Annotated in this window: 24 protein-coding genes; 13 read left to right on the top strand and 11 right to left on the bottom strand. The window is 70.3% G+C overall.

All coding sequences use genetic code 11. From position 1 onward, the window contains the following. Window positions 1-172: 172 nt before the first annotated feature. From IEZ09_RS24205 to IEZ09_RS24175, 7 genes are all read left to right on the top strand, one after another. Window positions 173-1,243 carry a 4Fe-4S dicluster domain-containing protein gene (locus tag IEZ09_RS24205; RefSeq protein WP_189256035.1) on the top strand — a complete coding sequence of 357 codons (1,071 nt, stop codon included), beginning with the start codon at window positions 173-175 and terminating at the stop codon, window positions 1,241-1,243. Continuing rightward, window positions 1,240-1,701 (top strand): Crp/Fnr family transcriptional regulator, encoded by a 462-nt coding sequence (locus tag IEZ09_RS24200; protein WP_189256034.1) that lies wholly within the window; start codon window positions 1,240-1,242, stop codon window positions 1,699-1,701. Before IEZ09_RS24205 ends, IEZ09_RS24200 begins: the two co-directional genes overlap by 4 nt. Continuing rightward, window positions 1,698-2,480, top strand: coding sequence for an FAD/NAD(P)-binding protein (locus IEZ09_RS24195; RefSeq protein ID WP_189256033.1), 783 nt, complete (start codon window positions 1,698-1,700; stop codon window positions 2,478-2,480). The genes IEZ09_RS24200 and IEZ09_RS24195 overlap by 4 nt, the downstream gene beginning before the upstream one ends. After that, a complete protein-coding gene (locus IEZ09_RS24190) occupies window positions 2,480-3,217 on the top strand; it encodes an NADH-quinone oxidoreductase subunit B family protein (RefSeq protein ID WP_189256032.1) in 738 nt (245 codons plus the stop codon). Before IEZ09_RS24195 ends, IEZ09_RS24190 begins: the two co-directional genes overlap by 1 nt. After that, window positions 3,214-4,509, top strand: coding sequence for a Ni/Fe hydrogenase subunit alpha (locus IEZ09_RS24185; RefSeq protein ID WP_189256031.1), 1,296 nt, complete (start codon window positions 3,214-3,216; stop codon window positions 4,507-4,509). Before IEZ09_RS24190 ends, IEZ09_RS24185 begins: the two co-directional genes overlap by 4 nt. After that, window positions 4,506-4,958, top strand: a complete 453-nt coding sequence (locus tag IEZ09_RS24180; RefSeq protein WP_189256030.1) for a hydrogenase maturation protease — start codon at window positions 4,506-4,508, stop codon at window positions 4,956-4,958. The genes IEZ09_RS24185 and IEZ09_RS24180 overlap by 4 nt, the downstream gene beginning before the upstream one ends. Window positions 4,959-5,154: 196 nt before the next feature. Further along, window positions 5,155-6,111: an MEDS domain-containing protein gene (locus IEZ09_RS24175; protein ID WP_229812900.1), complete on the top strand. Its 957-nt coding sequence runs from the start codon at window positions 5,155-5,157 to the stop codon at window positions 6,109-6,111. A gap of 148 nt (window positions 6,112-6,259) precedes the next feature. On the opposite strand, the gene hypB is transcribed toward IEZ09_RS24175, so the two are convergent. The 11 genes from hypB to IEZ09_RS24120 form a co-directional block, all read right to left on the bottom strand. Next, window positions 6,260-6,937: a hydrogenase nickel incorporation protein HypB gene (hypB, locus tag IEZ09_RS24170; RefSeq protein WP_229812899.1), complete on the bottom strand. Its 678-nt coding sequence runs from the start codon at window positions 6,935-6,937 to the stop codon at window positions 6,260-6,262. Next, window positions 6,901-7,272, bottom strand: a complete 372-nt coding sequence (hypA, locus tag IEZ09_RS24165) for a hydrogenase maturation nickel metallochaperone HypA (RefSeq protein WP_229812898.1) — start codon at window positions 7,270-7,272, stop codon at window positions 6,901-6,903. Before hypA ends, hypB begins: the two co-directional genes overlap by 37 nt. Beyond that, window positions 7,273-8,355: a hydrogenase expression/formation protein HypE gene (hypE, locus tag IEZ09_RS24160; RefSeq protein WP_189256027.1), complete on the bottom strand. Its 1,083-nt coding sequence runs from the start codon at window positions 8,353-8,355 to the stop codon at window positions 7,273-7,275. Continuing rightward, window positions 8,352-9,476 (bottom strand): hydrogenase formation protein HypD, encoded by a 1,125-nt coding sequence (gene hypD, locus IEZ09_RS24155; protein WP_189256026.1) that lies wholly within the window; start codon window positions 9,474-9,476, stop codon window positions 8,352-8,354. The genes hypE and hypD overlap by 4 nt, the downstream gene beginning before the upstream one ends. Before the next feature lie 12 nt (window positions 9,477-9,488). Beyond that, window positions 9,489-9,761, bottom strand: a complete 273-nt coding sequence (locus IEZ09_RS24150; protein WP_189256025.1) for a HypC/HybG/HupF family hydrogenase formation chaperone — start codon at window positions 9,759-9,761, stop codon at window positions 9,489-9,491. A gap of 6 nt (window positions 9,762-9,767) precedes the next feature. Next, window positions 9,768-10,235, bottom strand: a complete 468-nt coding sequence (locus IEZ09_RS24145) for a hydrogenase maturation protease (RefSeq protein WP_229812897.1) — start codon at window positions 10,233-10,235, stop codon at window positions 9,768-9,770. Next, on the bottom strand, window positions 10,232-11,473 hold the full coding sequence (locus IEZ09_RS24140; protein WP_189256024.1) for a hypothetical protein: 1,242 nt from the start codon (window positions 11,471-11,473) through the stop codon (window positions 10,232-10,234). The genes IEZ09_RS24145 and IEZ09_RS24140 overlap by 4 nt, the downstream gene beginning before the upstream one ends. Next, entirely contained in the window at window positions 11,470-12,093 is a 624-nt protein-coding gene (locus IEZ09_RS24135) for a D-sedoheptulose-7-phosphate isomerase (RefSeq protein ID WP_189256023.1), read from the bottom strand. The genes IEZ09_RS24140 and IEZ09_RS24135 overlap by 4 nt, the downstream gene beginning before the upstream one ends. After that, window positions 12,090-12,317, bottom strand: coding sequence for a HypC/HybG/HupF family hydrogenase formation chaperone (locus IEZ09_RS24130; RefSeq protein ID WP_229812896.1), 228 nt, complete (start codon window positions 12,315-12,317; stop codon window positions 12,090-12,092). The genes IEZ09_RS24135 and IEZ09_RS24130 overlap by 4 nt, the downstream gene beginning before the upstream one ends. Further along, window positions 12,314-12,904 carry a D-sedoheptulose-7-phosphate isomerase gene (locus tag IEZ09_RS24125; RefSeq protein WP_189256022.1) on the bottom strand — a complete coding sequence of 197 codons (591 nt, stop codon included), beginning with the start codon at window positions 12,902-12,904 and terminating at the stop codon, window positions 12,314-12,316. Before IEZ09_RS24125 ends, IEZ09_RS24130 begins: the two co-directional genes overlap by 4 nt. Before the next feature lie 126 nt (window positions 12,905-13,030). Next, window positions 13,031-13,561 (bottom strand): helix-turn-helix domain-containing protein, encoded by a 531-nt coding sequence (locus IEZ09_RS24120; RefSeq protein WP_229812894.1) that lies wholly within the window; start codon window positions 13,559-13,561, stop codon window positions 13,031-13,033. A gap of 170 nt (window positions 13,562-13,731) precedes the next feature. Here IEZ09_RS24120 and IEZ09_RS24115 point away from each other — a divergent pair, with 170 nt between their 5' ends. The 6 genes from IEZ09_RS24115 to hypF are packed head-to-tail and all read left to right on the top strand — an operon-like array spanning window position 13,732 to window position 20,422. Continuing rightward, window positions 13,732-14,724, top strand: coding sequence for an NADH-quinone oxidoreductase subunit B family protein (locus tag IEZ09_RS24115; RefSeq protein ID WP_189256021.1), 993 nt, complete (start codon window positions 13,732-13,734; stop codon window positions 14,722-14,724). Beyond that, complete coding sequence (locus IEZ09_RS24110; protein ID WP_189256020.1) at window positions 14,721-16,484, top strand: nickel-dependent hydrogenase large subunit; 1,764 nt, start codon at window positions 14,721-14,723, stop codon at window positions 16,482-16,484. Before IEZ09_RS24115 ends, IEZ09_RS24110 begins: the two co-directional genes overlap by 4 nt. After that, entirely contained in the window at window positions 16,481-16,981 is a 501-nt protein-coding gene (locus tag IEZ09_RS24105; RefSeq protein WP_189256019.1) for a NifU-related iron-sulfur-binding protein, read from the top strand. The genes IEZ09_RS24110 and IEZ09_RS24105 overlap by 4 nt, the downstream gene beginning before the upstream one ends. Continuing rightward, window positions 16,978-17,607: a DUF5947 family protein gene (locus IEZ09_RS24100; protein ID WP_229812893.1), complete on the top strand. Its 630-nt coding sequence runs from the start codon at window positions 16,978-16,980 to the stop codon at window positions 17,605-17,607. Before IEZ09_RS24105 ends, IEZ09_RS24100 begins: the two co-directional genes overlap by 4 nt. Next, window positions 17,604-18,233 carry a DUF6084 family protein gene (locus IEZ09_RS46690; protein WP_229812892.1) on the top strand — a complete coding sequence of 210 codons (630 nt, stop codon included), beginning with the start codon at window positions 17,604-17,606 and terminating at the stop codon, window positions 18,231-18,233. The genes IEZ09_RS24100 and IEZ09_RS46690 overlap by 4 nt, the downstream gene beginning before the upstream one ends. After that, window positions 18,230-20,422 carry a carbamoyltransferase HypF gene (hypF, locus tag IEZ09_RS24095; protein WP_229812891.1) on the top strand — a complete coding sequence of 731 codons (2,193 nt, stop codon included), beginning with the start codon at window positions 18,230-18,232 and terminating at the stop codon, window positions 20,420-20,422. Before IEZ09_RS46690 ends, hypF begins: the two co-directional genes overlap by 4 nt. Window positions 20,423-20,428 lie beyond the last annotated feature (6 nt).

The following is a 20,428-nucleotide window of genomic DNA, read 5'->3' as shown; positions in this document are numbered from 1 at the left end:
CGGCCGGACGACGACCGAGCGACAGCATTTCGTCTCCTTCCTGTTGCCGGGCAACGAATCCAGCCCACGACCGCGACCAGGGACCGAAGCGCCGCGCGGGCAGGGCCCTTCGTCACTGGGAGCGCAATCCGCGGGTGGCCACGATGGGAGGACGACCAGCGAGGAGGACGGCATGACGAACCGGGTGCTCGACCTCGGCGGCCTCGACGCGCTCATCGGAGTGCTCCGCGAGGACGGCCGCGTCGTCGTCGGTCCCGTCCTGCGCGACAACGCGATCACGCTGGCCGAGCTGGAGTCCGCGGCGGACCTGCCGGGCGGGTGGGGCGTCGAGACCGGTCCCGGCCACTACCGGGTGCGCCGGCGCGCCGACACGGCGGTCTTCGGCCATTCGGCGGGCCCGCAGTCGTGGAAGAGGTTCCTGCACCCGCCGCGGCGCACGCTGGTCACCAGTGACGGCAACGGGTTCCGTGCAGCACCGGACCCCGCGCCGGACTACGCGTTCCTCGGCGTGCGGCCCTGCGATCTCGCCGCGATCGCCAAGCTGCGCCAGGTCATCGGCGGGCGCAAGCCGTTCGTGGTCGCCGCTCAGTGCACCGAACCCGGCGAGGTGTGCTTCTGCGCGTCGATGGGGTGCGGGCCGGCCGCCGGTCCCGGGTACGACATCGCGCTCACCGAACGGATCGACGAGCAGGGGCAACGGTTCCTCGCCACCGGCGGCACCGACGAAGGGGCCGCGGTGCTCGACCGCGTACCGGCACGCCGGGCAACCCCCGAGGACACAGCGCTCGCCGAGCAGGACGTCCAGGCGGCCGCACGGACCATGGGACGGGCGATGCCCGAGCTCGACCTGCGCGACCTCCTCGCCGCGAACCGGGACTCCGCGCACTGGGAAGCCGTCGCGGAACGATGTCTCACCTGCGGCAACTGCACGATGGTCTGCCCGACCTGCTTCTGCGTGTCCGTCGAGGACCACACCGACCTCGACGGCACCGCGGAACGCGCGCAGCGGTGGGCCTCCTGCTTCGAGATCGACTTCTCGTACCTCCACGGCGGTGCGGTGCGCACGTCCCCAGCGGCGCGCTACCGGCAGTGGATGACGCACAAGCTCGGCACGTGGCACGACCAGTTCGGCACGTCCGGCTGTGTCGGTTGTGGACGGTGCATCGCCTGGTGCCCCGCCGGGATCGACATCACCGAGGAAGCTGCAGCACTCACGAGGGAACACGGCGGTGAGCAACGATGACCATCCCGATGACCGACCTCGACGCCCTCCCGTTGCTCATGAACCTGTCGCACACCCAGCGTGCGGCGCTCGCGGGAGTGAGCCGGATCGAGACCTACGAGCCGGGCACCCGGTTGTTCGACGAGGGCGGGCTCGCCGACCAGTGCTGGGTGGTGCTGTCCGGCTGCGTCATGATCGACGCGGCCGTGCCGCCGCGGGGCCGGGTGACGCTGCAGAGCATCGGGCCGGGCGAGCTGCTCGGCTGGTCGTGGCTCGTGCCGCCGTACCGGTGGCACTTCGGTGCGACGGTCGTGTCGCCGACGCGGGCGGCGGTGGTGGACACCGGGGCGTTGCGGCAGCTCGCCGACGACGACCCGGCGCTCGGCTACCAGCTGTCGCTGATCCTGATCGACGCGTTGCTGAACCGGTTGCAGGCGACCAGGATCCGGTTGCTCGACCTCTACCGGAACCCCTCATGACGTGGACACCCACGCCCTACCGCGTGGCGACGCGCACCGTCGAGACGCACGACACGGTGACCCTGGCGTTGCGGCCGGTCGCCGAGTCGTTGCCCGCCTTCCTGCCCGGCCAGTTCGCGATGATCTACGCGCACGGTGTCGGCGAGATCCCCATCTCCATCAGCGCCATCCCCGGTGACGGCACGCTCGTGCACACGATCCGTGCGGTCGGCGCGGTGAGCAAGGCGCTGCACGACGCCGAACCGGGCACCGTGCTCGGCGTGCGCGGACCGTTCGGCACGGCGTGGCGGCTCGACGGCGTCGAGGACCTGCTCGTGGTCGCCGGAGGGATCGGGCTCGCCCCGTTGCGGCCCGTGCTCGGCCACCCGAGCAAGCACACGCTGCTGATCGCGGGTGCCAGAACGCCGCAGGACCTGTTGTACCAGGCCGAACTCACACAACTGTCCGATGTGGACACCGTGTTGACGGTCGACCACGGCGACGACGACTGGCAGGGCCGCGTCGGCTTCGTCACCGAACCCCTCGCGTCGGTCCCGCTCGATCCGGAGCGCACCACGGCGCTGTTGTGCGGCCCGGAGCCGATGATGCGGTTCTGCGCCAGGACGTTGCTCGGCCGGGGCGTGCCCGCCGAACGGATCCAGGTGTCGCTGGAACGCAACATGCAGTGCGGCGCCGGGCTCTGCGGCCACTGCCAGCTCGGCCCGTTGCTGCTGTGCCGCGAGGGCCCGGTCACCGGCTATCCGGTGGCGGAACCGCTGCTGCTGGCGAAGGAGCTGTGATGCCGAGCATCGCCGTGTGGAAGTTCACCTCGTGCGACGGCTGCCAGCTCACGTTGCTGGACTGCGAGGACGAGCTGCTGCCGTTGACCGAGCACGTGCGGATCGCGCACTTCCTCGAAGTGACGAGCGTCAGCGAGCCGGGTCCGTACGACATCTCGATCGTCGAGGGATCGGTGAGCACACCGGAGGAAGCCGAACGGATCCGCTGGATCAGGGAGCAGTCCGCGGTGCTGGTCGTCGTCGGCGCGTGCGCGACGTCGGGCGGCATCCAGGCGTTGCGGAACTTCGCCGACGTCGACGAGTTCCGCTCCATCGTCTACGCCCGACCCGAACACATCGCGACCCTTGGTACCTCGACGCCGATCTCCGCGCATGTCCGCGTGGATCTCGAACTGCGCGGATGTCCCATCGACAAAGGACAGTTGCTGGAGGTGCTGACGGCGTTGCTCGCGGGACGCAAGCCCGACCTGCCGGACACCAGCGTGTGCACCGACTGCAAGCGCCGAGGTCTCACGTGTGTACTCGTCGCGCACGGGACTGCGTGCCTCGGCCCGGTGACGCACGCGGGATGCGGCGCGTTGTGCCCGGCGGTCGATCGCGGCTGCTACGGCTGCTTCGGACCGATGAACCAGCCGAACGTGCCCGCGCTCGTGCCGCTGCTCAAGCGCACGGGCATGGGTGACGACGAGCTGCAACTGGTGTTCCGCACCTTCAACGCGAACGCGGAGTGGTCATGACGCATCGTTCGAACCGCACGTTGCGGGTGGCGGGCCTCGCGCGGGTCGAGGGCGAGGGCGCGCTGCACGTGCGCACGGTCGACGGCGAGGTGGACCGCGTCGAGCTGAACATCTACGAACCGCCGCGGTTCTTCGAAGCGTTCCTGCGCGGCCGCGACTTCCGCGAACCGCCGGACATCACCGCCCGGATCTGCGGCATCTGCCCGGTGGCGTACCAGATGAGCGCGTGCCTCGCGATCGAGGACGCGTGCGGGATCACCGTGGACGGGCCGCTGCGGGACCTGCGCCGGTTGCTCTACTGCGGCGAGTGGATCTCCAGCCACGCACTGCACATCTACCTGCTGCACGCGCCGGACTTCCTCGGGTTCCCCGACGGCATCGCGATGGCGCGCGACCACCGCGCCCTGGTCGAGCGGGGGCTCGCGCTCAAGAAGGCCGGCAACCAGATCATGGACCTGATCGGCGGACGGGCCATCCACCCGGTGAACGTGCGCGTCGGCGGCTTCTACCGCGTGCCGACGGCCGACGAGTTGCGGCCCCTCGCGGAAACCCTGCGACGGGCGCTGGACGAGGCCCTCGCCACCGTCGAGTGGACGGCCGGGTTCGGCTTCCCGGACGTCGAGATACCGCACGACCTGATGTCGTTGCGCGACACCGAAGGCTACCCGATCGATGGCGGCACACCGCACGTCAGCACCGGGCTTTCCTTCGACGTCACCGAGTTCGGCAGCCACGTCGTCGAACACCAGGTGCCGCACTCGACGGCACTGCACGCGCGGCTGGACGACCGGACCTACCTGGTCGGTCCACTCGCCAGATACAGCCTCAACCGCGACCGCCTCTCCCCCACCGCACGGCAGGCCGCAGACGCCGCAGGGCTGGGTGCGGTGTGCCGCAACCCGTTCCGCAGTGTCGTGGTGCGGGCGGTCGAGGTGGTGTACGCGGTCGAGGAGGCGTTGCGGATCATCGGCTCGTACCGGCGCCCGGACCGTCCGAGCGTGGAGGTGACACCCCGCGCCGGCAGCGGACACGGCGCCACCGAAGCACCACGCGGCCTGCTCTACCACCGCTACGAGCTCGACGCGTCCGGACGGATCCTCGGTGCGGACATCGTGCCGCCCACTTCGCAGAACCAGACGGCGATCGAGGCGGACGTGACGCAGGTCGTGCGGTCGCACCAGCACCTGGACGACCACGCGCTGCAGTCGTTGTGCGAGCAGACGATCCGCAACTACGACCCGTGCATCTCCTGCTCCGCGCACTTCCTCGACTTCACCAGGGAACGCGCGTGACCACCGTCGTCATCGGGGTGGGCAACGAGTTCCGCCGCGACGACGGCGTCGGGCCCGCCGTGGCGCGCGCGGTGGCCGCGGCCGGGGTCCGGGCGGAGATCAGCGACGGTGACCCGGTCCGGCTGATGGAGGCGTGGGACGGCGCCGACGTCGTGGTGATCGTGGACGCGGTGCGCTGCACGCCCTCGGTGCCGGGGCGTTGGCACCGCACGACGTTGCCGCACACGATTCCGGTGGCGAGTTCGCACGGGTTCGGTGTGCCGGAGGCGGTGGAGCTGGCCGAGGCGCTCGACCGCCGGCCGGAGAACCTGGTGATCTACGCCGTCGAGGTGGCGGACTCCGGTTTCGGCACCGGGCTGAGCCCTGCCGTGGCGGCCGCGGTTCCCCGGCTGGCCGCCGCGGTGCTCACCGGGTTTCCGGACCTCACGAATCAGGCCGCAGTACCGTGACGCACCTATCAAAAGCATTGACAGCCGACGTCGAAACAAATCGGGACAGATGTGTCCAGCAACCAGCGAAATCGGACATATGCGCTGGTCAGCGGCCAGGACAGCGGGTCACAAATGGGAGTTTTGCAGTCGTTGCCAGAACGTTAGTATCGCCATCTCGCTTTCGCTTCAATTCGCCTCTGACCGATCTGGGAGAGTGATCCCGCTGAGACAGTCAGCGCAACCGCACTTCCTGCACCAGGGCTGCATCTACGGCAGTGACGCGGAGTTCCTGGCAATGGCCGTGCCCTTCGTGCTGGACGGTCTGCACCGAGAGGAACCCGTTCTCGTCGCCACGACTCCGGCGAACCTGGAGCTCCTGCGCGACGAGATCGGCCCGGACGCCGCAGGAGCCGAGTACGCCGAACCGGAGCGGCTCGGGCTTCGCCCACCACAGCGAGCCACGGCCATCCACCGCTACTGGACCCGGCACCAGCCCGACGAGCCCGCCCGCGCCGTGCGCATCCTCGCCGAACCGGAGTGGACCGGCAGGTCCGGCCGCGAGGTGTCGGCGTGGCAGCGCATGGAGGCGGCCCTCAACGTCGTGCTGGCCGACACCAGGATCTGGATGATCTGCCCGTACGACACCAGAACCGTGAGTCCCGGCATCGTCGAGGACGCCCGGCGGACGCATCCCGAGTGCGTCGTGGGCCCCCGTGTCGAGCGGTCCGCGCAGTTCGTGCGGCCGGAGGACTTCCCGCGGTCGCAGGCGGAACCGTTGCCCGGTCCCGCCGAGGAGCTGTTCCGGTTCGAGGGCGACATGACGACCGTGCGGCGCTACGTGCTGAGGTCGGCGGCCAAGCTGCTGAAGTCCGATGAGGACGCCCAGGGCATGTTCGGCATCGCCGTGGGCGAGGCGATCGCCTACCTGATGGCGCAAGGCATCGAGCACGCGGCGGTGTGGGTGCGGCCCGCCGCGGGACGGCTGGTGTGCACGCTGCACAGCGACCAGCCGCTCGGGCACGTGCCCGCCTTCGTCGGCTATCGGCAGCCAGGTCAGGAGCAGGAGCCCGGTGACGGCCTGTGGCTCACCAACCAGATCTGCGAATGGCTCGACGTCGGCTCCGACGCGTCGGGGTGCACTATCGAACTGGCCGTGCCCGCCGGCGCCTGAACGCCTGGCCAGAACTCCTGTCCGAAACCTCGGACCTCGCAGCCCGGCTCGCGTGCTCGCTCGTCGTGGATGAACGGAAACCGGGCAAGAGCAGGAGTGGTCCTGCCCGGCGAGTTGCGGACACGACTTCCGACAACCCGCTCAGGCATCAGCTGGTCCAGTCACGCAGCTGCGCGGTCCACTCGCCGGTGCCGGCACCGGCGGTGGCCGACAGCGGGAGGAGCCGCGCGCGGTCGTTCACCCGGTGCAGGTGCCGCACGAAGGCGCCGACCTCGAAGTCCAGGTGCGGCAACAGGTCGATCTTGTTCAGCACCACGACGTCCGCGCTCGCGAACATGTGCGGGTACTTCAGCGGTTTGTCCTCGCCCTCGGTGACCGAGGTGACGACGACCCGGTGCCGCTCGCCGAGGTCGAAGAGCGCGGGGCACACCAGGTTGCCGACGTTCTCCACGAACACCACCGAGCGCGCCGGCGGATCCAGCTCCCGCAACGCCTTCGCCACCATCGCCGCGTCGAGGTGGCACCCGGAGCCGGTGTTGACCTGCACCACGCGGCACCCGGTCGCGCGGATCCGCTCGGCGTCGCGCGCGGTCTCCTGATCGCCCTCGACCACCGACACGACCGGGCTGCCGCCGAGGTCGTGGATCGTGCGCTCCAGCAGCGTCGTCTTGCCGGATCCCGGTGAGCTCATCAGGTTCACCGCCAGGACGTCCCGTGCGGCGAGCCAGTCGCGGTTGTGCCGCGCGAGCTCGTCGTTGCGGGCCAGGACGCGGTGCTCGAGCGGGATCGTCACCGTGTCCGCAGAGCATCCGCAGGTGCCGCACACTCGCGACTCACCTCCACCGATGTGATGCGCAGTTCGTTGCCGGACAACACTTCCGCGGCCGCGCTGCCGCACTCCGGGCACAGCACGACCAGCCACTCGGCCTCGTACTCGTGCACGCACGCACGACATCGGGCCCGGCCGGCGGGTTCCTCGATCACCAGCGCCGCGCCCTCGACCGCGGTGCCCTCGGTGACCAGGTCGAAGCAGAACCGCACCGAGTCGGCCACCACGCCGGAGAGCTTGCCGATCTCCAGTCGCACCACGGTGATCCTGGTGTCCGGCAGGCGTGCGGTGATCGCCGCCACGACCTCCTGGGTGATCGACAGCTCGTGCATTCAGCAGATCCTCGGCAACGGGTCGCCGACCAGCACGTCGCAGATCCTGGTGCCGCCGAAGCCCGTCTTCAGCAGCACGAGACCGGCCGGGTCCGCGGCGACCCGGCCGATCACCGCCGCGTGGGCGCCGAGCGGGTGGTCGCGCAGCACGTCGATCGCGCGGTCCGCCTCGGCCGCGTCGACGACCGCGACGAACCGGCCCTCGCAGGCCACGTACAGCGGGTCGATGCCGAGCAGCTCGGCGGCGCCGCGGACCTCCTGCCGCACCGGAACGGCGTCCTCGTCGACGACGACGGCCACGTTGGCCGCCCTGGCGATCTCGTTGAGCACGGTCGCCACACCGCCGCGGGTGGCGTCGCGCATGATCCGCACGCCCGGTGTCGCCAGCAGCAACGCGTCCACGACGTCGTGCAGCGGTGCGGTGTCGGAGACGAGGTTCTCCGCCTCGATGCCGAGGTCGCCGCGCGCCAGCATGATCGTCACGCCGTGGTCGCCGATCGGGCCGGACACGATGACCGCGTCACCTGGCCGCACGCCGTCCATCCCGAGCCGCCAGGCGTGCTCCACCACCCCGATCCCGGCGGTGTTGACGTAGCAGCCGTCGCCCTTGCCGCGCTGCACGACCTTCGTGTCGCCCGTGACGATCGTGATCCCGGCGGCGTCGGCGGCCGCCCTCATCGACTCGGTGATCCGCACGAGGTCGGCGACCGGCAGACCCTCTTCCAGGATGAACCCGGCGGTCAGGTAGAGCGGCCGGGCACCGGACACGGCGAGGTCGTTCACCGTGCCGTTGACGGCGAGGTGGCCGATGTCGCCGCCGGGGAAGAACAACGGCGTCACCACGAACGAGTCGGTGGTCAGCGCGAGGCGGGAGCAGCCGATCTCCAGCTCGGCCGCGTCGCCGAGCGGTTCGAGCCGCGGGTTGCGGAACGCCTCCAGGAACAGCGCGTCGACCAGCGTCCTCGTGGCCTTGCCGCCAGCGCCGTGGGCGAGGGTGATCCGTTCCTCCTTGACCTCGGCCCGGCGCCGCCGGGCGCGCTCGATGCGGTCGAGCACCTGCTGTTCCCGATCGGACGGAGTCATCGAGCGCTCGCCTCCCGCACGCGTTCCCGCGTGAACCGGCCGAAGTTGTAGTAGGCCGCGCAGGCGCCCTCCGGCGACACCATGCACGTGCCGATCGGCGTCTCCGGGGTGCAGGCGGTGCCGAACACCTTGCACTCCCACGGTTTCAGCACGCCCTTGAGCACCTCACCGCACTGGCAGGCCTTCGGGTCGGCCACCCGCACGCCCGGCAGGTCGAAGATCCGCTCGGCGTCGAAGCGGGCGAACGCCTCCTTCACGCGCAGCGCCGAGTGCGAGATGAACCCGAGCCCGCGCCACTCGAAGTGCTGCCGCGGCTCCATCACCTCGGTGATCACCCTGAGCGCGGTCGGATTCCCCTGCCACGCGACGACCCTGGCGTACTGGTTCTCCACCTCCGCCCTGCCCTCGCGGACCTGCAGCATCAGCCGGTAGATCGACTGCAGGACGTCGAGCGGCTCGAATCCCGCCACCACGAGCGGTTTCCCGTAGTCCCGCGCGATGAACCGGTACGGCTCGCAGCCGATCACCGTGGAGACGTGGCCGGGGCCGAGGAACCCGTCGATCCGCTGGTCCGGCGAGTCCAGGATCGCCTTGATCGCCGGGAGGATCGTGACGTGGTTGCAGAACACGGAGAAGTTGGTGATCCCTTCCTCCGCCGCTCGCAGCACGGTCATCGCGGTGGACGGCGCCGTCGTCTCGAACCCGATGGCCATGAAGACCACGTGCCGGTCGGTCTGCCTGGCGAGCTTCAGCGCGTCGAGCGGCGAGTAGACCATCCGGATGTTCGTGCCCTCGGCGTTGGAGTCGAAGAAGTTCCCGCCGCTGCCGGGCACGCGCATCATGTCGCCGAACGACGTCATCAGCACGCCCGGTGTGCGCGCGATGTGGATCGCGTCGTCGACCCGTCCCATCGGGATCACGCACACCGGGCAGCCGGGACCGTGCACCAGCGTGATGTTCTCAGGCAGGTAGTCCTCGATGCCGTGCTTGTAGATGGTGTGCGTGTGCCCGCCGCAGACCTCCATGAACCTGTACTCGCGGCCGGGCTCGCACAGCGCGGCGATCTCCGCCGCCAACGCCCTGGCCTTGGCCGCGTCGCGGAACTCGTCGACGAACCTCATCAGCCGCATCCCCTAGTCGATTTCGCTGTCCAGCAACGCGTCCATCTCGTCCTGGTAGGCCTTGCCGAGCGTCTCGAGGAACTCGAGCGTCGCCCTGGCCTCCTCCTCGTCGATCTTCGACAGCGCGAACCCGACGTGGATGAGCACCCAGTCGCCGCGGCGGACCCCTTCGTCGGCCAGCAGCCCGACGTTGATCGTCCGCCGGACGCCGCTCACGTCCACTTTCACGAGATCCGGGTGCTCGTCGAGGATCTCGACGACCTCTCCCGGTATGGCCAGACACATGCGCGTTCACCTGCCGTGGTTCTCGACGAGGGCGACGACCGCACCGGTCGCGGTGGCGACCGCGCGCTCCACCACCGGGCTCAGGCCCATCCGGTGGTCGAGCACCTCCGGTTCGCAGCCGACCAGCACGACCCTGGACGGGGTGGCTTCGAGCCACGCGAGCAGGTTCAGCACGACGTCGGGCTGCATGCCGTGCGCGTCGAGGCACGGCGGGGTGGTCAGGGCCGTGTCGAGCTCGACGACGTGGACGGTTCCCGCCTCGTCGCCGCGTCTGGTGGCGTCGACGAGGATCGTGAGCTCGTAGTCCGCTCCGGCCAGGTCGTAGGCGAGGTGCAGGCCGCGGATGCCGTAGTCCGCGACCTTCACCCAGTCCGGCAGCGGGACGTGCGCGAGCCTGCGGACGACCTCGACGCCGAAGCCGTCGTCCGCGAGGAAGACGTTGCCGACGCCCGCCACCAGGACCCGCGCGGTCACAGGGGTTCGACCTCCTCGGGGCCGAAGTAGCGGTACAGGCCGCACTCGGCGAGGAGGTCCGCGGCGGGGTCGTCCTCCAGGGTGACGGCGAGGTGCCAGACACCGTCCACATCGGACATGACGGCACGGACCCGTGCGGTGCGTCCGGTGAGGAACATGTCCTGGGCGTCGGCGGCCCGGCGGGGGCGCAGGCGGACCCGCGAGCCCTTGGACACCTGGACCCCGGCGATCACGACCGTGCCGGTGGGGTCCGGGCCCTGCCGATCGGTGCGGCGCATGGTCCCGTGCAGTGCTTCGATCGACTCGCCCGGCAACGCCTCCACCCGGTCCAGCAGCTCCGCCGCCCTCGCGTCCGTCGCCCGCACCTGCCGCTTCTCCTCCTGCGTCAACGTCAGCGTGCGCAACGTCAGCAGCTCGTCGATCTCCGTCCCGTCGAACAGGTCGCCGTGGCTCTCCTCCGCGACCGCGGGGTGGTCGTAGAGGATGATCGGCGCGCACAGCACGGTGTCCGCCCGTCCTGGCTCGCCCATCAGCACCGGCCACGTCCGCTCGTTGCGGCACCCGGCCGTCGCGGACGCCGCCCACTCCGGCGGATCCACCAGCGACAGGAACTGCCCTTCCGACACCGAGAGCAACGTGTGCGCGGCGATCAGCGCGTGCCGCAGCGCCGCAGGCCGGTCGGCGCCGGTGTCCTCCCACGAGGAGGCGTTCCGCACACCGACGTGCAGCCGCAGCAGCCCGGGCGGCACCGGATCGGCCCGCACGGTCACCACACCGCTCAGCTCCTGCCGCCGCCGCACCAGCCGCACGTCGTCCGCGACCTCCTCGACGTCCTCGCCACCGTCCACTGTGAACGGAACGCACGTGTCCATGCCGATCAGGTCGGACACCAGCAGCACGACGTCGACCTCGCGGTCCACCGCCTCGTCCCACGTCGTGCACTCGCGGCCGCCCGCCGTCACCGACCGCACGGCGCGGCCACCCACCTCGGCCACTCGTTGCTGCAGCTGCAGGAACCGCAACCGCACGGTCAGCGTCGACAGCGGGCTCGGGACCAGGAGAAGTTCGGCCGTCGAGTTCGGGTGCTCGCCGCCGAGCGTGAACGACGGCGGCATCAGCACGCCCCACTGCCAGCGCAGCTGGTTCTTCGTCGCGGACGCGCGGTACGGGTAGAGCAGGTAGCCCTCGTACAGCACGGCGTCGGCGATCGCCCGTGCCAGCTCCATCGGGTCGGTCATCGGCTCTCCAGCGCGGCCGCGGTGAGCTCCCACAGCACGTGGTAGAGCGTTGTCTGGGTCTCCTGGATCCGGTGCACGGACGAGGAGGGCACCACGAAGAGGTGGTCGATGTCGGGGGAGGAGGCCATCGCGCCGCCGTCGCCGCCCGCGAGGCCGACCGTGAGCAGGCCGCGCCGGCGGGCCTGCGCGAAGGCCGGGAGCAGGTTGGTGGAGCTGCCGCTGGTCGACAGGCCGACGGCGATGTCCCCCGCCCGGCCGAAGGTCGCTATCTGGCGGGAGAACACCACGTCGAAGCCGACGTCGTTGGACAACGCCGTGATCACCGCGATGTCGTTGGTGAGACCGAACGCGGGCAGCTGCGACGAGCTGACGAAGAGGCTCGCCAGGTCCTGCGCGTCGGTGGAGCTGCCGCCGTTGCCGAACGCCAGCAGCCGGCCACCGGCGGCGAACCGGGAGGCCATGGCCTCCGCGCACGCCTCCAGCAGCTCCGCGTCGAAGTCGAACACCTGCTGGCGCAACGCGATCGCGTCGGCGATCTTCGCCCTGGTGGAGGCCGCCACCTCGGCGAGGTCCACAGCGGACTGGCCGGTGCACAGGAACGGGTAGAGCGACTCGGTCATCCGGCGTCACCGGGCAGCAGGGCGATCGCCTCGCCCGCGTGCAGCAGCACCACGTCGCCGACCGCGGCGGTCACGAGCGCGATGCTCACCTCCTGGGTGTGGCCGTCGTCGCCGCGCACGACAGCCATGTCGTCGGGGAGCAGGTACACGACCTTGCCGGGCACCGCGAGGTCGGCGCACGTCACGCAGATGTCCTCCCGGCACACCTCCTTGTCGTCGTTCACGCCGCACCCTCCAGGAACACGTGCGTCAGCTCCCACAGCAGGTGGTAGGCGGTGACGTGGATTTCCTTGACCACCAACGGATCCGCGGAACGCGCGACGAGCACGTGGTCCGCGACGATCGGCCCGCCGTCGCCGCCGGTCAGCGCGACGGTGAGCATGCCGAGCTCGGCTGCCGCGGCCAGGCCGCGCGCGACGTTCTCGCACGAACCGTCCGCGGACAGCCCCAGCGCGATGTCGGACGGTTCGCCGAGGCAGCGGATCTGGTGCGCGAACGTCTCGGCGAACCCGGCGCGTGCCGCGACGCCGGTCAGCGTGGCGACGTCCGAGGTGAGGGAGACGGCGGGCAGGGCGCGCTTGCCGACGATCACCGGGTGGACGAACTCCACCGCGACGTGCTGGGCGTCGGTGCTCGGGCCGCCGTTGCCGAAGACGACGAGCTTGCCTCCCGCACGGAACCGTTCGGCCATTCGGTGACAGATGCGCGCGATGTCGTCGGCGTGGCCGGCGAGATCGGTCAAAGGGATGGCGCGCCGTTGTGACAATTCGTTGAATCGGTCGGCACGATCAGTAGTCGGAGCTTTTGACACGAGCCCTTCTTCACGTCGGAAGACATTTCGGTGAGCCAGGGGTGGTTGTTTACTTCACGGTCGGCACGACACGCAAGACCACTCCATTCCTCCTCACCGAGAAAGCTGATGGCTTCAATTCGACCCTCAGCGAAACGGCATGTGCCCGAACCTGTCCTGCACCCGGCGCAGCTCGCGCAGGCGCGGTTCGGTCTCCCCTCCCGCCCACCGGCTGACCGTCTTGACCGACACCCCGAGCTGCCTCGCCGCGGCCTCGCGGGTGATCCCCTCCCTGCGCAGCACCGCCGTGATCCACTCGGCGAAGGTCGCCGGCTCCTCGTCGCCGATCACCGGATCAGAAGCCTCTGAACTGGGCGAAGACAACTCGTTCGGGTGCCGACCACTTGGGTGAAGGAACTCGGTCACCGAGGGCAGCACGTCGAACTCGACCCGGTCGGGATAGGTGCGGCACGACACCTGGACCCGCCCGCCGGGGCCGGCCGCCGCCAGCAGCACCTCCATGATCGTCTTGTTCAGCTCCCTGTTGTCGGACTCCGACCACGCCACCCCGCCGGAGCAGCGGCGGATGAAGTCACGCATTTCCGGCACCGAGGACGGCCTCGCGGCGAACACTCTGGTCAGCACAACGACGGGAAAGATCTCGATCGACTCGGGCACGCACACCTTCCCTTCCCGTGACCGCGGATCCTAACCCTTCCGGCCGTTTTTCCGATCCGGACACCATTGTCCAGGCCAATGACAGATCAGTCTTGCGAGAGCGACGAGAAAAGGTCTAGCGTTGCGCCTCCCGGACATCCGGGGAATTCTTCACCGGAGGTGTTCCAGCGATGACCAAGGGCGAGCCGCCCGCGGTGCACGTCCTCTGGATGAACGGCGGTCTCGGCTGCGACGGCGATTCGGTGGCGCTCACCGCGGCGACCCAGCCGAGCATCGAGGAGATCGTGCTCGGCGGCCTGCCGGGCCTGCCGAAGATCGCCATGCACTGGCCGTTGCTCGACTTCGAGTGCGGCCCCGCCGGCGGCGTGGACAGCTTCATCGACTGGTGGTACCGGGCCGACCGCGGCGAGCTCGATCCCTTCGTGCTCGTGGTCGAGGGTTCCGTGCCGGACGAGAGCACCAACTCCGCCGGCTGCTGGGCGGGTTTCGGCACGGACCCCGCCACCGGCCAGCCCATCTCCACCACCGAGTGGCTGGACCGGCTGGCGCCCAAGGCCACGGCGGTGCTCGCCGCCGGCACCTGCGCCGGGTACGGCGGCATCCACGCCATGGCCGGCAACCCGACCGGTGCCATGGGCGTGCCCGATCACCTCGGCTGGGACTGGAAGTCCAAGGACGGGATTCCCGTCGTGGTCGTGCCGGGGTGCCCGGTGCAGCCCGACAACCTGTCCGAGACCATCCTGCACCTGCTGTACCAGGTGGCGGGCAACGCGCCGATGATCGACCTGGACGAGGCGCTGCGGCCGAGGTGGTTGTTCGAGACCACCGTGCACGAGGGCTGCGACCGCGCCGGCTACTACGAACAGGACGACTTCGCCCGGCAGTTCGGCTCGCCCAAGTGCCTGGTGAAGCTCGGCTGCTGGGGCCAGGTCGTCCGGTGCAACGTCCCCAAGCGGGGCTGGATCAACGGCATCGGAGGCTGCCCGAACGTCGGGGGCATCTGCATCGCCTGCACCATGCCCGGCTTCCCCGACAAGTTCATGCCGTTCATGGAACACCCGCTCGGCGGCACCACGCCCGCACCGGCGAAGACCCTGAACGGCACCGCCATCCGCGTCCTGCGGGACGTCAGATCGAAAGCCGCGGATCCGATAATCCAATGACTGCCAAGGACACCGGACTCGTCGAGATGACCTGGGATCCGATCACCCGGATCGTGGGCAGCCTCGGCATCCACACCAGGATCGACTGGGCAGCGCGGCGGGTGGTCGAGTGCTACAGCACCTCCTCGATCTTCCGCGGCTACAGCGTCTTCATGAAGGGCAAGGACCCGCGCGACGCCCACTTCATCACCAGCCGGATCTGCGGCATCTGCGGCGACAACCACGCCACGTGCTCGGTCTACGCGCAGAACATGGCCTACGGGGCCCGGCCTCCGCAGCTCGCCGAGTGGATCATCAACCTCGGCGAGAGCGCCGAGTACCTCTTCGATCACAACATCTTCCAGGAGAACCTGGTCGGCGTGGACTACTGCGAGAAGATGGTCCGCGAGACGAACCCCGGCGTGCTCGACCTCGCCAACCGCACCGAGGCGCCGAACGCGGCCGCGCACGGCTGCCGCACCATCGGCGACATCATGCGCTCGCTCAACCCGCTCGAGGGCGAGTTCTACCGCGAGGCGCTGCAGGTCTCCCGGCACGCCAGGGAGATGTTCTGCCTGATGGAGGGCAGGCACGTGCATCCATCCACTTTGTACCCCGGCGGGGTGGGCACGGTGGCGACGCTGCAGCTGTTCACCGACTACCTCACGCGCCTGATGCGGTACGTGGAGTTCATGAAGAAGGTCGTGCCGATGCACGACGACCTGTTCGACTTCGTCTACGCCGCGCTGCCCGGCTACGAGGAGGTCGGCAGGCGCCGGATCCTGCTGGGCTGCTGGGGCGGCCTCAACGACCCCGAGCACTGCGACTTCCGCTATCGCACCATGTCGTCGTGGGGCCGCAAGATGTTCATCACGCCGGGCATCGTCGTCGACGGCAAGCTCGTGACGACCGATCTGGTGGACATCAACCTGGGAATGCGGATCCTGCTCGGTTCGTCGTTCTACGACGACTGGGAGGGCATGGACAAGTTCGTGACGCACGACGAGCTGGGCAACCCGGTCGACGCGCGCCATCCGTGGAACCAGCACACCCTCCCCCGGCCCGGCAAGCGCGACTTCGGCGACAAGTACTCCTGGACCATGTCTCCCCGCTGGTTCGACGGCGAGCACCACCTGCCGCTGGACACCGGCGGCGGACCACTCGCCCGGCTGTGGACGACCGCGCTCGCCGGCCTGGTGCGCACCGACCACGTGGAGGCGACCGGCCACAGCGTGCGGATCACGTTGCCGCGCACCATGACCAAGCCCGAGGTCACGTTCGAGTGGCGGATCCCCCGGTGGAGCAACGCCGTCGAACGCAACCGCGCCCGCACGTACTTCCAGGCCTACATCGCCGCGCTGGCGCTGCACTTCTGCGACAGGGCGCTCGCGGAGGTCCGCGGCGGGCGCACCGACACGTGGTCGGAGTTCACCGTGCCGGACGACGCGTTCAGCTGCGGGTTCACCGAGGCGGTGCGCGGCGGCCTGTCGCACCACATGGTCATCCGCGACGGCCGCATCGCCAACTACCAGCCGTATCCACCGACACCGTGGAACGCGAGCGTGCGGGACACCTTCGGCACACCCGGCCCGTTCGAGGACGCCGTGCAGAACACGCCGATCTTCGAGGAGAACACCAAGGAGAACTTCAAGGGAATCGACATCATGCGCGCGATACGCAGCTTCGACCCGTGCATGCCCTGTGGTGTTCACATGTCCATCGGCGCGGGCAAGACGCTCACCAAGATCCACACGCCGCACGCGTTCACCGGTGCGCCGTGACGAACGACGTGGAGAACACCAGCGACAGGGTCGAGGAGCTCCTCGCCACCCTGCGGTCGGGGCAGGACCGCGCGGCCGCGGAGGACCTCGTGCGGGTGCTGATGGACCTGTACGGCAACGGTCTCGCGCGCATCGTCGCGATGCTGGCCGAGCACGACGCGGCGTTGCTCGGCGCGATCGCCGCCGACGACCTCGTGGCGAGCCTGCTCCTGCTGCACGACCTGCACCCGGACGACACGGCCACCCGGATCCGCCGCGCGCTGGCAGGGCTCGGCGGCCGGTTCGGTGACGTCGACCACCTGGGCACCGACGAGGACGGCGTGGTGCGGTTGCGGCTCACCACCAGCGGCGGGTGTGGCGGTGGAGCGGCGGCGAAGGTCGTGGAACGAACCGTGCTCGACGCCGCTCCCGAGGTCACGGCCGTGGACATCACGACGGCCGCGGCGCTGTTCCAGATCACGGTCGGGCCGCCGCCGGGCCGGAGCGTGGTGTCATGAGCCCCCACCGCCTTCGCCGTTATGCCGGGACACCGCGTTACCTGCGCGAGCAACGGGCGGCGCGGATGGAACAGGTCGAGCGGTGCGAGATGTGCGGAACGCCGGTCGCGGCGCGGCACGGCCACGTGGTCGACGTCCAGCGGCGGGCGCTGATGTGCTCCTGCCGCGCGTGTTTTCTGCTGTTCACCAGGCACAGGGCGCACCGGAGCAGGTACCGGGCCGTGCCGGACCGCTACCTGTGGGATCCGGAACGCCCCGTCAGCGCGGCGGAGTGGGACGCGCTCGGCCTTCCCGTGGACGCGGCCTTCCTGCTGCGCTCCGGCACCGGCATCACCGTGTTCCACCCGAGCCCCGCCGGCGCCACCGAACGCCCGCTCGACGGCGACGTGTGGAACGGGCTGGCCGCCGAGCACCCGCTGCTGACCGTCGCCGAACGCGACGTCGAGGCGATCCTCTTCCGCCGCACCGGCAACGGTGTCGACTGCTTCCTCGTCCCGATCGACGTCTGCTACCGGCTGGTCGGCACGGTCCGGCTGCACTGGACCGGCGTCGACGGCGGCAGCCACCTGCACGAGCACATCGACGAGCTGTTCGCCGAGATCACGGACAAGGCACTGGCACTATGACCCCGCTGCACTTCGAATGCGTTGGCGCACAGGCCAACCCCTGCGCCGCCGTCCCGTCCATCACGCTGCACCTGCGGCTCACCCAGGACCACGGCGACCCGGTCGACGCGGTGGCGCTGCGCTGCCAGATCCGCATCGAGCCGCACCGCAGGCGGTACTCGGCGGACGAGGCCCGGCGGCTGGTCGACCTCTTCGGCGACACCGGCCGGTGGACGCGGACGCTCAAGCCGGTGTCGTTCGCGACGGTGTCGACGATGGTGCCCGGCTTCACCGGCAGCACCGTCGTCGACCTCGACGTGCCGTGCACGTACGACCTCGAAGTCGCGTCCACCAAGTACTTCAACGCACTCGACCGGGGCACGATCCCGTTGCTGTTGCTGTTCAGCGGCACGGTGTTCGGCAGCCACGACGGCAGGTTGCGGGTCCAGCAGGTGCCGTGGAGCAACGAGGAGGCGTTCTCGCTGCCGGTCAGCGTGTGGCGTCAGGCGGTCGACCTGCACTTCCCCGGCAGCGCGTGGCTGCGGGTGCGGCAGGACACGATGGATTCCTTGCAGCGCTTCAGATCCGAGCACGCCTTCGCCACCTGGGACGACACCGTGGCCGCGCTGCTCGCCACCCGCCCGTGACCCGGCTGGTCGGGCGGGACCTCCGCGTCGCCGGGGTCGTGCAGGGCGTCGGCTTCCGCCCGTACGTGCACCGGCTCGCGTCCCGGCTGCGGTTGTCCGGCCTGGTGGGCAACGACGTCGGCGGGGTGTTCATCGAGATAGAGGGCGAACCGGAGCTGGTCGCGGAGTTCCTGAGCGCGCTGCCCCGCGACGCTCCCGCGCGGGCGCGGATCGACCGCGTCCAGGTGACCGAACGACCCCCGCGCGGCCTGCTCGGCTTCCGGATCACGACCAGCAGGACCGGTGGGCCGCGGGCCACGCTGGTCCCCGCGGACATCGGCACGTGCGCGGACTGCCTGCGGGAGCTGTTCCACCCCGCCGACCGGCGCTACCGGTACCCGTTCGTCAACTGCGCCCACTGCGGGCCGAGGTACACCATCGTGCGCGGTGTGCCGTACGACCGGGCCCGCACGACCATGGCGAGGTTCCCGATGTGCGCGGCGTGCGCGGCCGAGTACTCCGATCCCGCGAACCGGCGTTTCCACGCCGAACCCACCTGTTGTGCCGACTGCGGGCCGCGTCTTCTCCTCGGAGCCGCCGTCAACCCCCTCCGCGAGGCCGTGGCGCGCTTGCACGACGGCCAGGTGGTGGCGATCAAGGGGCTCGGCGGGTTCCACCTCGCGGTGCTCGCGGCGCATCCCTCGGCGGCCGCGACCCTGCGGAACCGCAAACACCGGCCCGACAAGCCGTTCGCCGTGATGGCCGCCGACCTGCGCCAGGCGTCGACGCTGTGCTCGGTGGACGAACTGGGGGCGCGCAGCCTCACCGATGCCCGGCGTCCGATCGTGCTGCTGCCTCGGCTTGCGGACGCACCGGTCGCGGACGCCGTGGCGCCCAACACCAACGAACTCGGCGTGATGCTGCCGTACACCCCGTTGCACCACCTGTTGTTGCACGAGGTCGGCGAGCCGATCGTGCTCACCAGCGGCAACCTGTCCGACGAGCCGATCGCCCACCGGCACGCGCGCTCGCTGGCGGGCGTGGCCGACGCCGTGCTCACCCACGACCGGCCGATCCGCGCCCCCGTCGACGACTCGGTCGTACGCGCGGGCCAGGTGCTGCGCCGGGCCAGGGGGTACGCGCCGGAACCGCTCGTGCTGCCCGTGCGCAGCGCGCGGCCGGTACTGGCGTGCGGTGCGGAACTGAAGAACACGTTCTGCCTGGTGCGGGACGAGCACGCGTTCCTCTCGCCGCACATCGGCGATCTCACCGACCACGAGACGTACACGTCGTTCACCAAGTGCGTCGAACGCTTCCGCCGCCTGTTCGGCATCACCCCTCGGGTCGTTGCCCACGACCTGCACCCGGACTACCGCTCCACCCGGTACGCGGCCGAGCTTCCCGGTGTCGAGCTGGTCGGCGTGCAGCACCACCATGCGCACGTGGCGTCCTGTCTGGCCGAGAACGGCGAGACGGGGCCGGTCATCGGGGTCGTGTTCGACGGCACCGGGTACGGGCCGGACGGCACGATCTGGGGTGGTGAGTTCCTGGTCGCCGACCTCACGGGCTACCGGCGGATCGGGCACCTGCGGCAGGTGCCGCTGCCCGGCGGCGCGGCGGCGATCCGGCAGCCGTGGCGCATGGCGGCGGCGTACCTTCCCGACGTCGACCTCCCGGTGGTGCACCGCAACGCGTGGAATCCGGTCGTCGCGTTGGCGCGCAACGGCGTCAACGCGCCGCTGACGTCCAGTGCGGGCAGGCTCTTCGACGCCGCGGCCGCGCTGCTGGACGTGCGAGACGTGATCACCTACGAGGGGCAGGCCGCGATCGAGCTGGAACAGCGTGCGGATCCGTCCACTTCGGACTCCTACTCCGCCGGGACCGACGGTCTGGTGCTGCACGGGGAGGACCTGCTGCGGGCCCTGGTGGCCGACCGGCAGGCCGGGGTCGACGTCGCCGTGATCGCCGCGCGGTTCCACAACGGGCTCGCCGCCGCGGTCGTGGCCTGCTGTGCGGCCGCGCGGGAGGAGACCGGGCTGGCCGCGGTCGCGTTGTCCGGTGGCGTGTTCCAGAACGCGTTGTTGCTGCGCCGCACGGCGGAGGGACTGCGGCGCGGCGGGTTCCGGGTGCTCACCCACCGCCTGGTGCCCCCGAACGACGGCGGCATCAGCCTCGGCCAAGCCGCCGTCGCCGCCTCGCGCAACCGATGAACGGCG

This window comes from Lentzea flava, from assembly GCF_014648475.1.
In the GTDB taxonomy this organism is placed as follows: domain Bacteria; phylum Actinomycetota; class Actinomycetes; order Mycobacteriales; family Pseudonocardiaceae; genus Lentzea; species Lentzea flava.
The sequence above is the reverse complement of the archived record's forward strand: the minus strand, read 5'-3'. Positions and strand labels throughout refer to the sequence as shown.

What these genes read in the sequence shown, in the direction of transcription:
- IEZ09_RS24205 (WP_189256035.1), top strand. Translation starts at nt 173, where the DNA reads ATGACGAACCGGGTGCTCGACCTCGGCGGCCTCGACGCGCTCATCGGA.
- IEZ09_RS24200 (WP_189256034.1), top strand. Translation starts at nt 1,240, where the DNA reads ATGACCATCCCGATGACCGACCTCGACGCCCTCCCGTTGCTCATGAAC.
- IEZ09_RS24195 (WP_189256033.1), top strand. Translation starts at nt 1,698, where the DNA reads ATGACGTGGACACCCACGCCCTACCGCGTGGCGACGCGCACCGTCGAG.
- IEZ09_RS24190 (WP_189256032.1), top strand. Translation starts at nt 2,480, where the DNA reads ATGCCGAGCATCGCCGTGTGGAAGTTCACCTCGTGCGACGGCTGCCAG.
- IEZ09_RS24185 (WP_189256031.1), top strand. Translation starts at nt 3,214, where the DNA reads ATGACGCATCGTTCGAACCGCACGTTGCGGGTGGCGGGCCTCGCGCGG.
- hypA (WP_229812898.1), bottom strand. Translation starts at nt 7,272, where the DNA reads ATGCACGAGCTGTCGATCACCCAGGAGGTCGTGGCGGCGATCACCGCA.
- hypE (WP_189256027.1), bottom strand. Translation starts at nt 8,355, where the DNA reads ATGACTCCGTCCGATCGGGAACAGCAGGTGCTCGACCGCATCGAGCGC.
- hypD (WP_189256026.1), bottom strand. Translation starts at nt 9,476, where the DNA reads ATGAGGTTCGTCGACGAGTTCCGCGACGCGGCCAAGGCCAGGGCGTTG.
- IEZ09_RS24150 (WP_189256025.1), bottom strand. Translation starts at nt 9,761, where the DNA reads ATGTGTCTGGCCATACCGGGAGAGGTCGTCGAGATCCTCGACGAGCAC.
- IEZ09_RS24140 (WP_189256024.1), bottom strand. Translation starts at nt 11,473, where the DNA reads ATGACCGACCCGATGGAGCTGGCACGGGCGATCGCCGACGCCGTGCTG.
- IEZ09_RS24135 (WP_189256023.1), bottom strand. Translation starts at nt 12,093, where the DNA reads ATGACCGAGTCGCTCTACCCGTTCCTGTGCACCGGCCAGTCCGCTGTG.
- IEZ09_RS24115 (WP_189256021.1), top strand. Translation starts at nt 13,732, where the DNA reads ATGACCAAGGGCGAGCCGCCCGCGGTGCACGTCCTCTGGATGAACGGC.
- IEZ09_RS24110 (WP_189256020.1), top strand. Translation starts at nt 14,721, where the DNA reads ATGACTGCCAAGGACACCGGACTCGTCGAGATGACCTGGGATCCGATC.
- IEZ09_RS24100 (WP_229812893.1), top strand. Translation starts at nt 16,978, where the DNA reads ATGAGCCCCCACCGCCTTCGCCGTTATGCCGGGACACCGCGTTACCTG.
- IEZ09_RS46690 (WP_229812892.1), top strand. Translation starts at nt 17,604, where the DNA reads ATGACCCCGCTGCACTTCGAATGCGTTGGCGCACAGGCCAACCCCTGC.